Source organism: Kitasatospora sp. NPDC048194 (genome assembly GCF_043202455.1).
Lineage (GTDB): Bacteria > Actinomycetota > Actinomycetes > Streptomycetales > Streptomycetaceae > Kitasatospora.
This window is the reverse complement of the sequence record NZ_JBIDAK010000011.1, coordinates 65,969-79,183: the sequence shown is the minus strand read 5'-3', so window position 1 is coordinate 79,183 and position 13,215 is coordinate 65,969. Positions and strand designations below refer to the sequence as shown.

12 protein-coding genes are annotated in these 13,215 nt (G+C 73.2%); 10 read left to right on the top strand and 2 right to left on the bottom strand.

The features are described from left to right. The first annotated feature begins 3 nt into the window (after window positions 1-3). The 4 genes from ACGF07_RS15985 (at window position 4) to ACGF07_RS15970 (ending at window position 4,463) form a co-directional block, all read left to right on the top strand. Complete coding sequence (locus ACGF07_RS15985) at window positions 4-558, top strand: DUF4365 domain-containing protein (protein WP_392899093.1); 555 nt, start codon at window positions 4-6, stop codon at window positions 556-558. Window positions 559-590: 32 nt separating this feature from the next. Then, the gene (locus tag ACGF07_RS15980) at window positions 591-1,754 is read left to right on the top strand and encodes a hypothetical protein (protein ID WP_392899091.1); all 1,164 of its coding nucleotides are present in this window, start codon (window positions 591-593) and stop codon (window positions 1,752-1,754) included. Between the two features lie 87 nt (window positions 1,755-1,841). Next, complete coding sequence (gene thrS / locus ACGF07_RS15975; RefSeq protein ID WP_392899088.1) at window positions 1,842-3,821, top strand: threonine--tRNA ligase; 1,980 nt, start codon at window positions 1,842-1,844, stop codon at window positions 3,819-3,821. A gap of 81 nt (window positions 3,822-3,902) precedes the next feature. Beyond that, entirely contained in the window at window positions 3,903-4,463 is a 561-nt protein-coding gene (locus ACGF07_RS15970) for an HIT domain-containing protein (RefSeq protein WP_350736925.1), read from the top strand. 69 nt (window positions 4,464-4,532) lie between these two features. On the opposite strand, the gene ACGF07_RS15965 is transcribed toward ACGF07_RS15970, so the two are convergent. Further along, complete coding sequence (locus ACGF07_RS15965; RefSeq protein ID WP_392899085.1) at window positions 4,533-6,179, bottom strand: hypothetical protein; 1,647 nt, start codon at window positions 6,177-6,179, stop codon at window positions 4,533-4,535. A gap of 216 nt (window positions 6,180-6,395) precedes the next feature. Between ACGF07_RS15965 and ACGF07_RS15960 the strand changes: the two genes are divergently transcribed. Beyond that, entirely contained in the window at window positions 6,396-6,827 is a 432-nt protein-coding gene (locus ACGF07_RS15960) for a thiol-disulfide oxidoreductase DCC family protein (protein ID WP_392899083.1), read from the top strand. On the opposite strand, the gene ACGF07_RS15955 is transcribed toward ACGF07_RS15960, so the two are convergent. Then, on the bottom strand, window positions 6,815-8,863 hold the full coding sequence (locus tag ACGF07_RS15955) for an elongation factor G-like protein EF-G2 (protein ID WP_392899081.1): 2,049 nt from the start codon (window positions 8,861-8,863) through the stop codon (window positions 6,815-6,817). The two genes, ACGF07_RS15960 and ACGF07_RS15955, sit on opposite strands and share 13 nt — an antisense overlap. A gap of 256 nt (window positions 8,864-9,119) precedes the next feature. On the opposite strand from ACGF07_RS15955, the gene pgsA reads away from it, so the two are divergent. The 5 genes from pgsA to ACGF07_RS15930 all read left to right on the top strand — a co-directional run bounded on the left by pgsA (window position 9,120) and on the right by ACGF07_RS15930 (window position 13,116). Continuing rightward, a complete protein-coding gene (gene pgsA / locus ACGF07_RS15950) occupies window positions 9,120-9,767 on the top strand; it encodes a phosphatidylinositol phosphate synthase (protein WP_350736913.1) in 648 nt (215 codons plus the stop codon). Window positions 9,768-9,783: 16 nt separating this feature from the next. Beyond that, entirely contained in the window at window positions 9,784-10,758 is a 975-nt protein-coding gene (locus tag ACGF07_RS15945) for a phosphatidylinositol mannoside acyltransferase (RefSeq protein WP_350736910.1), read from the top strand. 40 nt (window positions 10,759-10,798) lie between these two features. After that, window positions 10,799-11,983 (top strand): glycosyltransferase family 4 protein, encoded by a 1,185-nt coding sequence (locus ACGF07_RS15940; RefSeq protein ID WP_350736906.1) that lies wholly within the window; start codon window positions 10,799-10,801, stop codon window positions 11,981-11,983. Window positions 11,984-12,173: 190 nt separating this feature from the next. After that, window positions 12,174-12,542, top strand: a complete 369-nt coding sequence (locus ACGF07_RS15935; RefSeq protein WP_350736904.1) for an isomerase — start codon at window positions 12,174-12,176, stop codon at window positions 12,540-12,542. Window positions 12,543-12,615: 73 nt separating this feature from the next. Next, window positions 12,616-13,116 (top strand): hypothetical protein, encoded by a 501-nt coding sequence (locus ACGF07_RS15930; protein WP_350736951.1) that lies wholly within the window; start codon window positions 12,616-12,618, stop codon window positions 13,114-13,116. Window positions 13,117-13,215: the final 99 nt, after the last annotated feature.

The window sequence follows — 13,215 nt, the reverse complement described above, 5'->3', positions numbered from 1 at the left end:
GCGATGGCACTGACACAGCCGCAGCCCGAGGAGGCGGCCGCCGTGCTGCGGGGCAACCTCGCGGTCACCGCGTGCATGGAGACGCTGCAGGTCGGCTACCTGCACGCGGTCGCCGCGGCGGCCGGCTGCTCGCTGTCCCAGCCGTTCCCGGACAACGGCATCGACTGGCAGGTCAGCCACGGCTCGCGGGCGCACGAGGTGGACGACGAGGTCACCATCAAGATCCAGCTGAAGGCCACCCAGCAGGTCGCCCCGGATCCGGCCGGGCCGTTCTTCAGCTTCACCCTGGACAACGACCACCTGCGCAAGCTCGCCCGCGCCAGGGTCGCCGTCCCGCGGATCCTGGTCGTGATGCTGCTGCCCCGGCGGGTCGACCACTGGTTGCGGGCCCGCCCGGACGCCCTGGAGCTGCGGCACTGCTGCTACTGGGTCAACCTGGCCGGCCACCCCGTCACCGGGCAGCGGCGCACCAACGTCCGGGTGCCCACCGACAAGGTCTTCGACGACCGCGCGCTCTGCGAGATCATGGCCCGGGTCGGCGCGGGCGCGCGCCCGTGACGGCCCGGCCCCGGCAGCGAGGAAGTGGACCAATGACACTGCCGCACGGACCGGAGGACCCGTGGGCCCTGCCCGACCCGGCCACCGTCGACCCCGCGGTGCTGACCACCCTGCTCGCCCGGCACGGCTGGGTCCGACGCGGCGGCCCCGCCGCCCGGTACGGGCGCTGGACCCCGCCGGACGGCGAACCCGGCACCAGCCTCCTCGTGCCCGCCGGGGACGGCTTCGACGACGCGGTCGACCTCCTCGCCGACGCCGTCACCGCCCTCTCCCGCTCCCGCACCCCCTCCGCCCGCCCGATCCTGCTCGCCCTCGCCGTCCCCGGGGACGAACTGCGCTGGCGCCGCGAGCTGCCCGGCCCCGCCGACGCCACCCCCTGGGACGACGCCGAGCGGCTCCAGCGGGCGGCCCGCGCGATGCTCGCCGCCGGGGCCAAGGCGGACCGCGCCACCGCCGCCTACTTCGGCGCCCGGCTGGACGGTCCCGCCGGGGAGTTCCTCGACCGCGTCCTGGTCATCGAGCAGGGGGCCGTCGAGCAGGGCGCCGCCCTGACCGCCTACACCCCGGCCCCGGAGGGGCGGGCCGTCGTCACCACCCTGGTGCGCGCCCTGGAGGCGCTGCGCGACGCCGTGGACTACCGCCGGGTCAGCGGCGGGCCCGAAGCCTTCGAGAACGCCGTCCGGTCCGGGGTCAGTCGCGAACTGGTCCGGTCCGTCGAGGACCTGGTGCGCGGCGCGACCGCCGCCCGGCTCACCGTCGCCTGGTCGCCGGCCGCCGGGACCCCGGGCGGCTTCGGCGACCGCCGGATCGACCTCGACTTCTCGCCCGGCGACCTGCCCGCCCTGGCCGAGGCCGCCGAGTTGCTGGAGCGGATCGAGCCCGCCGTCGACGTCACCGTGGTGGGTGTGGTCGTCCGCCTCAAGCGCGCCGACCCGGCCGGGCCCGGCGCGGTACGGCTGCGGGTGCTCGGCGGGGCCGACGTCCGCGAACTCAAGCTCCGCCTCCCCGACCCCGACTACCGGCTCGCCGCCGAGGCCCACCTGTCCGGCGTCCCGGTCAGGGTCTCCGGCCGGCTGGAGCGCCGCGACGGCTTCCGGCGGCTGACCCGGCCGCGCGGCCTCGAGCTGTGCGGCTGGGACCAGGGCGACCGCGAGCAACTGCTGAAGGGGCTGGAGGACGGCGGGGACAGGTCCTGAGTGCACGGTGCGGGTGGCGCTCTCGGTACCATCGTCACGCGCAGCGCAGTGTTGCGCCCTCTGAATCCAGCACGTCAGGAGAGACCGGTGACGGACGTCCGGGTAATCATCAGCCGCGAACCCGATCGGGAAGAGCGCGTGGTGACCACGGGCACTACGGCCGCCGAGCTCTTCGCCGACGACCGCTCGATCATCGCCGCCCGCGTCGGCGGCCAGCTCAAGGACCTCTCCTACGTCGTCCAGGACGGCGAGGAGGTCGAGCCGGTCGCGATCGGCAGCAAGGACGGCCTCGACATCCTGCGCCACTCCACCGCGCACGTCATGGCCCAGGCCGTGCAGCAGCTCTACCCGGAGGCCAAGCTCGGCATCGGCCCGCCGGTCAAGGACGGCTTCTACTACGACTTCGACGTCGAGAAGCCGTTCCACCCCGATGACCTCAAGGCCATCGAGAAGAAGATGCAGGAGATCATCAAGCGCGGGCAGAAGTTCTCCCGCCGCGTGGTCACCGACGAGTCCGCCCGCGAGGAACTGGCCGCCGAGCCGTACAAGCTCGAGCTGATCGGCCTCAAGGGCTCCGCCGCCACCGCCGGCGAGGGTGCCGACGTCGAGGTCGGTGCCGGTGAACTCACCATCTACGACAACCTGGACGCCAAGACCGGCGAGCAGTGCTGGGGCGACCTCTGCCGCGGCCCGCACCTGCCCAGCACCCGGCACATCCCGGCGTTCAAGCTGATGCGCAACGCCGCCGCGTACTGGCGCGGCAGCGAGAAGAACCCGATGCTCCAGCGGATCTACGGCACCGCCTGGCCGACCAAGGACGAGCTGAAGGCCCACCTCGACTTCCTCGCCGAGGCCGAGAAGCGCGACCACCGCAAGCTCGGCAGCGAGCTCGACCTCTTCTCCATCCCCGAGGAGATCGGCTCCGGCCTCGCCGTCTTCCACCCCAAGGGCGGCATCATCCGCCGCGCCATGGAGGACTACTCGCGCCGCCGGCACGAGGAGGAGGGCTACGAGTTCGTCTACACCCCGCACGCCACCAAGGGGAAGCTCTTCGAGAAGAGCGGCCACCTGGACTGGTACGCGGACGGCATGTACCCGCCCATGCAGCTCGACGAGGGCGTGGACTACTACCTCAAGCCGATGAACTGCCCGATGCACAACCTGATCTTCGACGCGCGCGGCCGCTCGTACCGTGAACTGCCGCTGCGCCTCTTCGAGTTCGGGACGGTGTACCGGTACGAGAAGTCCGGCGTGGTGCACGGCCTGACCCGGGCCCGCGGCTTCACCCAGGACGACGCCCACATCTACTGCACCCGCGAGCAGATGGCGGAGGAGCTCGACTCCACCCTGACCTTCGTGCTCAACCTGCTCCGCGACTACGGCCTGACCGACTTCTACCTGGAGCTGTCGACCAAGGACCCGGAGAAGTTCGTCGGGACGGACGAGGCCTGGGAGGAGGCCACCGCCGTCCTCGCCAGCGTGGCCGAGAAGCAGGGCCTGCCGCTGGTGCCGGACCCGGGCGGCGCGGCCTTCTACGGCCCGAAGATCTCGGTGCAGGCCAAGGACGCCATCGGCCGCACCTGGCAGATGTCGACCATCCAGCTCGACTTCAACCTGCCCGAGCGCTTCGACCTGGAGTACACCGCGGCGGACGGCTCCCGCCAGCGGCCGGTCATGATCCACCGCGCGCTGTTCGGCTCGATCGAGCGCTTCTTCGCGGTGCTGCTGGAGCACTACGCGGGCGCCATGCCGCCGTGGCTCGCCCCCGTCACCGTGACCGGCATCCCGATCACTGACGAGCACGTGCCGTACCTGCTGGAGGTGGCGGCGGAGCTCAGGAAGCACGGGATCCGCGTCGAGGTGGACACCTCGGACGACCGGATGCAGAAGAAGATCCGCAACGCCCAGAAGAGCAAGGTCCCGTACATGCTCATCGCGGGCAACGACGACGTCGAGGCGGGTGCCGTCTCCTTCCGCTACCGCAACGGCGAGCAGAAGAACGGCGTGCCGGTCGCGGACGCCGTCCAGGAGATCGTGGACGCGGTGAAGAACCGGATCCAGGTCTGACGCCGTCGTCGGACGGTCGTGCGCGGGGCGGGCTCTCAACGAGTCCGCCCCGCGCTGCTTCGCAACCACGGCCGGGCGAATATGCTGATCAGCATGACGACTGAGCCGGAACTGCAGCGGGGCGTCGGTGAGCCGGACGGCTTCCGCCGCCTGTGGACGCCCCATCGGATGGCGTACATCCAGGGTGAGAACAAGCCCACCGGTCCGGCTCCGGACGACGGTTGCCCGTTCTGCTCGATCCCCGCGCTGAGCGACGAGGACGGGCTGGTCATCGCCCGGGGGAGCGCCGTGTTCGCGGTGCTGAACCTCTACCCGTACAACGGCGGGCACCTGATGGTGGTCCCCTACCGGCACGTGGCCGACTACACCGACCTGGACGAGGCGGAGACGGCCGAGCTGGCCGACTTCACCAAGAAGGCGATGACCGCACTGCGGGCGGCCTCCGGGGCGCACGGGTTCAACATCGGGATGAACCAGGGCGCGGCCGCCGGTGCCGGGATCGCGGCGCACCTGCACCAGCACGTGGTGCCGCGCTGGGGCGGGGACACCAACTTCATGCCGGTGGTCGGCCACACCAAGGTGCTGCCGCAGCTGCTGGCGGACACCCGGAAGATGCTGGCCGAGGTCTGGCCGCAGGGCTGAGCCGGACACGCGCACGAAGACGGGCCTGCCACCGAGGAGTTCGGTGGCAGGCCCGCGGTGTCGCTCGGATCAGCCGGCGTCGAACCGGTCGACCTGGTACGGGCGGCTGCCCTGCGCCTCGGACTTGATGATCGAGGTGCGGTTCTTGAAGAAGCGGTCCGCGTCCAGGTCGTGCTCCCGGAGGAACTCCAGCGTGGCGCTGTGCACCGCGTTGAGCACCGGGACGGACGCGTTGAGCGCGTTGTCGACCATGGAGCGGTTGTTCCACGCGGTGGCGACCCAGGCGTGCCGCAGGCCGAACGGCTCGGGCAGGCCGAGGCCGCCGCCCAGCCAGCCGAGCAGCCCGGGCATCCGGTGGAACGGGGCGCGGACGGCCTGGCGGACCACCTCGTCGTTGTCGATCAGCGGCAGCTTGACGGTGCGCTCCTCCCAGAACCTCACCGTCTTCGCGACCGACTTCTCCTTGTCCTTGGGCTTGTCGAAGAAGACGCCCTTGACCGGCCCGAGCGCGTAGCCGGCCACCGAGATGCTCAGGACGTCGGCCAGCAGGGTCACCGTCACGGTGAAGGTGATGACCAGCTTGCCGTCGTGGGTGATGAACTGGGTGGCCAGGTAGTGCCGGGGGCCGCCGGGAAAGGTCTGCCGGTCGGCGATGCTCTGCACGGCGAAGTCGCGCATCCGGTCGCCGTCCATGTCGGCGCCGCCCGGGCGGCTGATCTCGTCGGCGCCCTCGCTGATGTCGAAGACCACCCACTGCTTCACGGCGACGTCCGGAATGCCGCTGTTGGCGACGTGGCTGACGCCGAGGCCCTTGAGGTGGGCGGAGATCCGGCGGACCAGGTCCCAGGGGTGGAAGGCGCGGAAGTCGACGTGGCCCTCGGCGGGGTGCAGGGTGTCGGCCAGGCGCCACTCGCCCCAGCGGCGGCCGGCGCCGAGGATGCCCTTCGGCCCGGCGTAGTGGTGGACGTTGGTCTCCTGCTCCGCGTCCAGGCGGCCGAGCTTGTCGCGCAGCTCGTTGGCCTTCTTGTCCAGGTCGTCGCGCGGGACGGCCTTGGCCACGGTGGCGGCGACGGCGTTGCCCTCGACCAGGTCCTGCCAGCGGGTGCGCAGGTCCCTGGCGGAGCGTTCGACGATCCGGCGGGCCAGGTACCAGCCGATCACCGGGGCGAGCACGGTGATCCGCAGGTAGACGCCGAGGACGCCGGCCGCCGGCGGGCGCACGGCGAGCAGGACGGCGAGGGCGCCGACCGCGACGAGTGCGAGGCCGCCGAAGACGTCGGCGCCGCGGCTCCTGTCCCGCTTGAGCCAGGCGCGCAGTTGGAAGGCACCGAGCCAGAGCAGGGTGCCGGGGAGGAAGAGCAGGCCGGTGACGACCGTGACGGTGCTGAGCTGCCGGTCGCGGGCGTTGCGCAGTTCCTCGGCGGCCAGGCAGTGCTCGACGACCTGGCGGGTGTTGACGCCGAAGGAGGGGACGAGGGGCTTGCGGTCGCCGCCGAGGGCGCGGGAGATCAGCGCCTTGCTGAAGGCCTCGCCGATGTTGGGGCGGAAGAGGGCGAAGCGGCCCTTCTTCACCGTGGCGTCGGTGACGTCCTGGACGAACGTGCCGATCTCGCCGTCCCGGTACGCGGCCGAGGAGAGCGCCTGGGTGACGGCGGTCTGCGGGCCGGCGTCGGTCCGGGGTATCTGCGCTCCCGGAGTCATGTCGAGCGTGGTCACGGTGGCGTCCCCTCCTCCCCTTGTCAGCGGCAGGTTACCGTGCCGTGGCACCCCCGCGCGGATGATCGTCTGAAGTGCCGTCACGAACCGTCACGATCGGGCCACACCCGGCCTGAGGGGCATGATGCCCAGCTTCCGGCAGGTCGATACCCGCCCGGACCGGCCGGGCGGGGGCGGAGGAGGATGGACGGTGACGGAATGGCGAAGGGGGCTGTGATGAAGGATCCGGTGCTGGTCTTCGACGGGGACTGCGCGTTCTGCTCGTCCTGCGCGCGGTGGGCGGAGCGGTACCTGCGGCAGACGCTGGCCTCGGGGGGCTGGGAGGCGGTGCCGTTCCAGTTCGCCGGGCTGGCGGAGCTGGACGCGCTCGCGGGCGGCCGGGGCGAGGTGTCGGCCGAGCGGGCCGAGCGCGAGGTGCTGTGGGTGACGCCGGCGGGCCGGGTGTACGGGGGCGCGCAGGCGGTGGCGCGGCTGCTGATGCGCTCCGGGGGCGCATGGGCGTACCTCGGGGCGGTGCTGACCCTGGCGCCGGTGCGGCCGGTGGCGGCGCTGGTGTACCGGTGGGTGGCGCGCAACCGGCACCGGATGCCGGGGGGCACGGCGGCGTGCGCGCTGCCCCGGCGTGCCGGGGCCACTCAGTCGGTGTAGCGCCCGGCCAGCGCGGTGGGCATGGGCTCGTGGCGCAGGTAGGCCCGGGAGAACTCGGCCGTGCCGTGGGTGAGCGAGCGCAGGTCCAGCGGGTACCGGACGAGTTCGAGTTCGGGGACCTCGGCACGCAGCAGGGTGAGGCCCGTCCCGCCCGTCTCGGTGCCGAGGACCCTGCCCCGGCGGGCGGAGAGGTCGCCGAGCACGGCGCCGAGGTACTCGTCCGGCAGCAGGACGCTGACGGCCGCGACGGGTTCGAGCAGCCGGATGACGGCGTGCTCGGCGGCGTCGCGCAGGGCGAGCGCGGCGGCGTTCTGGAAGGCGGCGTCGGAGGAGTCGACGGAGTGCGCCTTGCCGTCGGTGAGGGTGACCCGGACGTCGACCAGCGGGTGGCCGGTGGCGACGCCCTTGGCGAGCTGGGCGCGGACGCCCTTCTCGACGGACGGGATGAAGTGCTTGGGGACGGCGCCGCCGACGACGTGTTCCTGGAACTCGAAGCCGGAGCCGGCGGGCAGGGGTTCGACCTCGAGGTCGCAGATGGCGTACTGGCCGTGGCCGCCGGACTGCTTGACCAGGCGGCCGTGGCCGGCGGCGGCGGTGCCGAAGGTCTCGCGCAGGGCGACCTTGGGCTCGACGGTGTCGACGTGGACGCCGTGGCGGGTGCGCAGCCGGTCGAGGACGACGTCGGCGTGGGCCTCGCCGGTGCACCAGAGGACGAGCTGGTGGGTGTCGGGGTTCTGTTCCAGGCGCAGGGCCGGGTCCTCGGCGGTGAGCCGGGTGAGGGCCTGGGAGAGCTTGTCGTCGTCGGCCTTGCTGTGGGCTTCGACGGCGATCGGCAGCAGGGACTCGGGGAGGGTCCAGCCGTCGAGTTCGACGGGGTGGCCGGGCTCGTGGACGGTGTCGCCGGCCCGGGCGCTGGTGAGTTTGGCGGCGCAGACGAGGTCGCCGGCGACGGCGTGCGGGACGGGGCGCTGGAGCTTGCCGAAGGGGCTGCTGAGTGCGGTGACGCGTTCGTCGCCGTTCTGGTCCGCGGCGTGGGCGGGGCCGACCAGGTGGATCTTGGTGTCGGGGCGCAGGGTGCCGGCGTACACGCGCAGCAGGCTGATCCGGCCCACGTAGGCGTCGCCGGTGACGCGGACGACCTGGGCGGCGAGCGGGGCGTCGGGGTCGCAGGCGGGGGCGGGGCGGGTGCGTTCGGTGGGGTCGGGGAAGGTGTGGGCGACGAGGTCGAGGAGTTCGGCGGCGCCGAGGCCGTTCTCGCTGGTGGGGACGGCCGGGTGGAGGGCGCAGGCGAGGACCTCGCGGCGCATGCCCGCTTCCAGGGAGTCGGTGTCGAGGGGCTCGCCGGCGAGGTAGCGCTCCATGAGGGCGTCGTCCTGGCCGGAGATGGCCTCGACGAGGCTGTCGTGGGCCGGGCCGGTGTCGGGGAGCGGGGTGGCGTGGCCGTAGGTGTCGCCGGTGAGCAGGTCGACGCTGCCGTCGGGGTGTCCGTCGTGGAGGACGGGCAGGAACAGCGGGCGGAGGGTGTCCGGGCCGAGCTCGAAGGCGTCGTGGCAGGCGGTGAGGATGTCGGCGAAGCTGCTGCGGGCAAGGTCGAGTTTGGCGACGGCGATGGCGCGCGGGATGCCCTCGGCGGCGCACTCGCGCCAGAGGGCGCGGGTGGGGGCGGTGACCGGGTCGGTGGCGGAGACGACGAAGACGGCCGCGTCGGCGGCGTGCAGGGCGGCCCGCAGGTCGGCGGTGAAGTCGGGGTGGCCGGGCGGGTCGAGCAGGTTGATCTTGACGCCCTTCCACTCGAGCGGGAGCAGCGAGAGCTGGACGGAGCGCTGCTGCTGGTGCTCGATCTCCTCGTGGTCGGAGACGGTGGTGCCGTCGGCGACCCGGCCGGCGCGGCCGACGGCGCCGGCGGCGAGGGCGAGGGATTCGGCGAGGGTGGTCTTGCCCACACCGCTGGAGCCGATCAGGACGACGTTGCGCAGGTCCCGGGGGCCGTTGACGGCGGGTGCCTGGCCGGCTCGTACCGTGCTGCGGTCGGGCATCGGGGTCTCCTCCCGTGGCGCCGAGGCTTGTCCATCGCAGTCTAGGGTCGGGTGTCGTTCCCCGCGCGTGTTCTGCGGCGCCATGGTGACCGCCCGTGTGCGGGCGGTGGCCCAGGTCCCGTACGGCGGTGCGTGCGACGGAGGGTGTCCCCGGCGTGGCTACGATGGGTGCGCCGGACGGGCTCATCCGTCCGGCCGTCTGCAGCGCGTGTTGCGCCAGGCGGGTACCGGGCAGATCGGAGCGGCTGGGAAGGCCATGCTCAACAAATACGCGCGTGCCTTCTTCACACGTGTCCTCACCCCGTTCGCCGCGTTCCTGATCCGCCTGGGCGTGAGCCCGGACGCCGTGACGCTGGTCGGCACCGCCGGTTCGGTGGCCGGTGCGCTGGTGTTCTTCCCGCGCGGCGAGTTCTTCTGGGGCACCATCACGATCACGCTCTTCATCTTCTCGGACCTGGTGGACGGCAACATGGCCCGCCAGCTGGGCCGGAGCACCCGGTGGGGGGCCTTCCTGGACTCCACGCTGGACCGGGTCGCGGACGCGGCGATCTTCGGCGGCCTGGCGATGTGGTACGCGGGCAAGGGCGACGACAACCTGCTGTGCGCGGTGGCGATCTTCTGCCTGGCGAGCGGCCTGGTGGTGTCGTACACCAAGGCGCGGGCGGAGAGCCAGGGCCTGCCGTGCGACGTGTCGGGACTGGTGGAGCGGGCCGAGCGGCTGGTGGCCAGCCTGGTGGCGGCCGGGGTCGCGGGTCTGCACGAGTTCGGGGTGCCGTACGTGGAGTGGCTGCTGCCGGTGGCGCTGTGGCTGGTGGCGGCGGGCAGCCTGGTGACGGTGTTCCAGCGGATGCTGACGGTGCGCCGGGAGGCGTTCGAGGCCGACCGAGCGGCGGCCGGGAGCTGATGGGGGGCGTCCTGCGGTGACGGACCGACTGGTGTACTGGGCGTACGCGCTGGGGTGGGCGGTGCTGAAGCACCTGCCGGAGCCGGTGGCGCGGGGGCTGTTCGACCGGCTGGCGGACTACGCGTGGCGCCGGCGCGGCAAGCGGGTGCTCCAGCTGGAGGCGAATCTGCGCCGGGTCCGTCCGGAGCTGGACGAGGCCGCGCTGCGCTCCCTGTCGCGCGCCGGGATGCGCTCGTACCTGCGGTACTGGATGGAGTCCTTCCGGCTGCCGGTGTGGAGCCGGGCGAGGGTGGCCCGGGACGTCCGGGTGGAGGGCTTCGAGAACCTGCGGGAGCCGATGGAGGCCGGGCGGGGCGCGGTGATAGCGCTGCCGCACATGGGCAACTGGGACCTGGCGGGCACCTGGGTCGCGCAGCAGGGCTACCCGTTCACCACGGTCGCGGAGCGGCTGAAGCCGGAGCGGCTGTTCGACCGCTTCGTGGCGTTCCGGGAGGGCCAGGGCATGGAGGTCCTGGCGCTGACCGGGGGTTCGGTGAACGTGATCGGCACGCTGGCGCGGCGGCTGCGGGAGGGCCGGCTGGTCTGCCTGGTGGGGGACCGGGACCTGTCGGAGGCGGGGCTGGAGGTGTCCTTCTTCGGTGAGGCGACCCGGATGCCGGCCGGGCCGGCCGCGCTGTGCCAGCGGACCGGGGCGGCGCTGCTGCCGGTGACGCTCTGGTACGACGGCCCGGTGATGCGGGCGCGGATCCACCCCGAGGTGGTGGCGCCCGAGGAGGGCGGCCGCAAGGAGCGGACCCAGGCGATGACCCAGGCGATGGCGCGGGTGTGGGAGCGGGGCATCCGCGAGCACCCCCAGGACTGGCACATGCTGCAGCGGTTCTGGCTGGCCGACCTGCCGGTCCGTGAGGCCGTGGGCGCCGCGCCCGCGGTGCGCGCGCAGTCGGCGGCCGAGCCGGCCGTGGAGTCCGCGGCCGAGGCCTCCGGGTCCTGAGCCCGCCCGTACGACCCGTCCGAAGGAGCTTGAGGAACCCGTGAAGATCGGCATCGTCTGCCCGTACGACTGGGACGTCCCCGGCGGGGTGCAGTTCCACATCCGGGACCTGGCCGAGCACCTGATCGCCCTGGGGCACCAGGTGTCGGTGCTGGCGCCGGCCGAGGACGACGAGGCGCTGCCGCCGTACGTGGTCTCGGCCGGGCGGGCGGTGGCGGTGCCGTACAACGGGTCGGTGGCGCGGCTGAGCTTCGGCATCCTGTCGGCGGCGCGGGTGCGGCGGTGGCTGCGCGAGGGGCGCTTCGACATCCTGCACGTGCACGAGCCGGCCTCGCCGAGCCTGTCGATGCTGGCCGCCTGGTCGGCGACCGGGCCGATGGTGGGCACCTTCCACACCTCGAACCCGCGCTCGCGGGCGATGATCGCGGCCTCGCCGATCCTCCAGCCGGGGCTGGAGAAGATGCGGGCCCGGATCGCGGTGTCGGAGTACGCCCGGCGCACCCTGGTGGAGCACCTGGGCGGGGACGCGGTGGTGATCCCGAACGGCGTGGACGTCGGCTTCTTCGCGGACGCCGAGCCGGACCCCCGGTGGACCGGCAACGCGGCCGGGGGCGAGCCCGGCACGATCGGCTTCATCGGCCGCATCAACGAACCGCGCAAGGGACTGCCGACGCTGCTGGCCGCGCTGCCGGCGATCCTGGCCGAGCGGCCGGGCGTGCGGCTGCTGGTGGCCGGCAAGGGCGACGAGGAGGAGGCCGTCGCCGGTCTGGCGCCCGAGGTCCGCGCGCAGGTGGAGTTCCTCGGGATGGTGTCCGACCGGGAGAAGGCCCGGCTGCTGCGCAGCGTGGACCTCTACGTGGCGCCGAACACCGGTGGCGAGAGCTTCGGGATCATCCTGGTCGAGGCGATGTCGGCGGGTGCGCCGGTGCTGGCGAGCGACCTGGACGCGTTCAAGCAGGTGCTGGACGGCGGGGACGCCGGGGAGCTGTTCCCGGTGGAGGACGCGGACGCGCTGGCCCGTACGGCGCTGCGGCTGCTGGGCGACCCGCGGCGGCTGGAGCAGCTGCGCGAGGCGGCCTCGCGGCACGTGCGGAGGTTCGACTGGTCGACGGTGGGCGCGGACATCCTGGCGGTGTACGAGACGGTGACGGCCGGGGAGGCGGCGGTGGTCGAGGAGGACGTCCGCAGCGGGCGGCGCGGCCGGTTCGGGCTGGCCCGGGACTGACCCGGGGCCGGTCCGGGACTGAGCCGGGGGCCGGTCCGGGACTGAGCCGAGGGCCGGTCCGGGACTGAGCCGAGGGCCGGTCGGCTACGGGTCGCGCCCCGGGAGCCGCGGACGGAGGGCCCGTGGGCCGGCCGGGTGTCCGCGGCGTTAGGGTCGGTCCACCGCACCACCGCGACCCATGGGGGCAACGATGCCGCAGATCTCCGTCGACTACTCGTCCAGCCTGGCCGGCACCTTCGACCCGGCGGCGCTCGGCCGGGCGATCAACCGGCTCGCGGAGGAGACCATCGACGCGAAGCCGGAGTCGTGCAAGACGGTGTTCCGGCAGGGCGAGCTGCTCGTCGTGGGGACGACCGGCACCGCGGCGGACGCGCAGGTCCTCGTCGAGTTCCGGATCTTCCCCGGTCGCACGCCGGAGGCGAAGGCGGCGCTCAGCGAGGGCGTCCTGGCGCTGCTGGCCGAGCACGTGAAGCCGGGGCCCGGGGTGCGGCTGTTCACCGCCGTGGACGTCGCGGACATCGACCGGGAGAGCTACCGCAGCGCGACCGCCCAGGGGTGACCCGTGACACCCGGTAACGTAGCGGCCCGTGACTACCTGGATCTGGGCCGGCGTGGCCGTGGTGCTGTTCGGCATGTACCTGAGTTGGACGGCCGGGCGCCTGGACCGGCTGCACGCCAGGATCGACGCGGCGCGGGCGGCGCTGGACGCGCAGCTGGTGCGGCGCGCCTCGGTGGCGATGGAGCTGGCGACGTCCTCCTTGCTGGACCCGGCGGCCTCGCTGCTGCTGCTGGACGCGGCGCACGCGGCCCGGCAGGCCGAGGACGAGCACCGCGAGGTGGCGGAGAGCCAGCTGAGCCTGGCACTGCGGGCGGTGTTCGAGGAGCCGGAGCAGGTGGCGGCGCTGGTGGCCGAGCCGGGGGGCGAGGAGGCCGTCCGTGATCTGACGGCCGCGGTGCGGCGGGTGCCGATGGCCCGGCGCTTCCACAACGACGCGGTCCGGGCGGCGCGGGCGGTGCGGGAGCACCGGCTGGTCCGCTACTTCCGGCTGGCGGGGAAGGCGCCGTTCCCCCTGGCCTTCGAGATGGACGACGCCCCGCCGCCCGCCCTCACCCCCGAGGGAGCGCCTGCTTAGGCTGGTCCCCGGATACGGCCCGTTTGTCGCATCCCGTCGTCCTGGCTGGACTTGGTGGCACATGGAGGGGTCACTCGGTCCGCCTACCATAGGGCGATA

Excerpts from the sequence above, each read along its gene's own strand:
- ACGF07_RS15935 (WP_350736904.1), top strand. The coding sequence starts at position 12,174 with ATGCCGCAGATCTCCGTCGACTACTCGTCCAGCCTGGCCGGCACCTTC.
- ACGF07_RS15980 (WP_392899091.1), top strand. The coding sequence starts at position 591 with ATGACACTGCCGCACGGACCGGAGGACCCGTGGGCCCTGCCCGACCCG.
- ACGF07_RS15930 (WP_350736951.1), top strand. The coding sequence starts at position 12,616 with ATGTACCTGAGTTGGACGGCCGGGCGCCTGGACCGGCTGCACGCCAGG.
- ACGF07_RS15960 (WP_392899083.1), top strand. The coding sequence starts at position 6,396 with ATGAAGGATCCGGTGCTGGTCTTCGACGGGGACTGCGCGTTCTGCTCG.
- pgsA (WP_350736913.1), top strand. The coding sequence starts at position 9,120 with ATGCTCAACAAATACGCGCGTGCCTTCTTCACACGTGTCCTCACCCCG.
- ACGF07_RS15970 (WP_350736925.1), top strand. The coding sequence starts at position 3,903 with ATGCTGATCAGCATGACGACTGAGCCGGAACTGCAGCGGGGCGTCGGT.
- ACGF07_RS15985 (WP_392899093.1), top strand. The coding sequence starts at position 4 with ATGGCACTGACACAGCCGCAGCCCGAGGAGGCGGCCGCCGTGCTGCGG.
- ACGF07_RS15955 (WP_392899081.1), bottom strand. The coding sequence starts at position 8,863 with ATGCCCGACCGCAGCACGGTACGAGCCGGCCAGGCACCCGCCGTCAAC.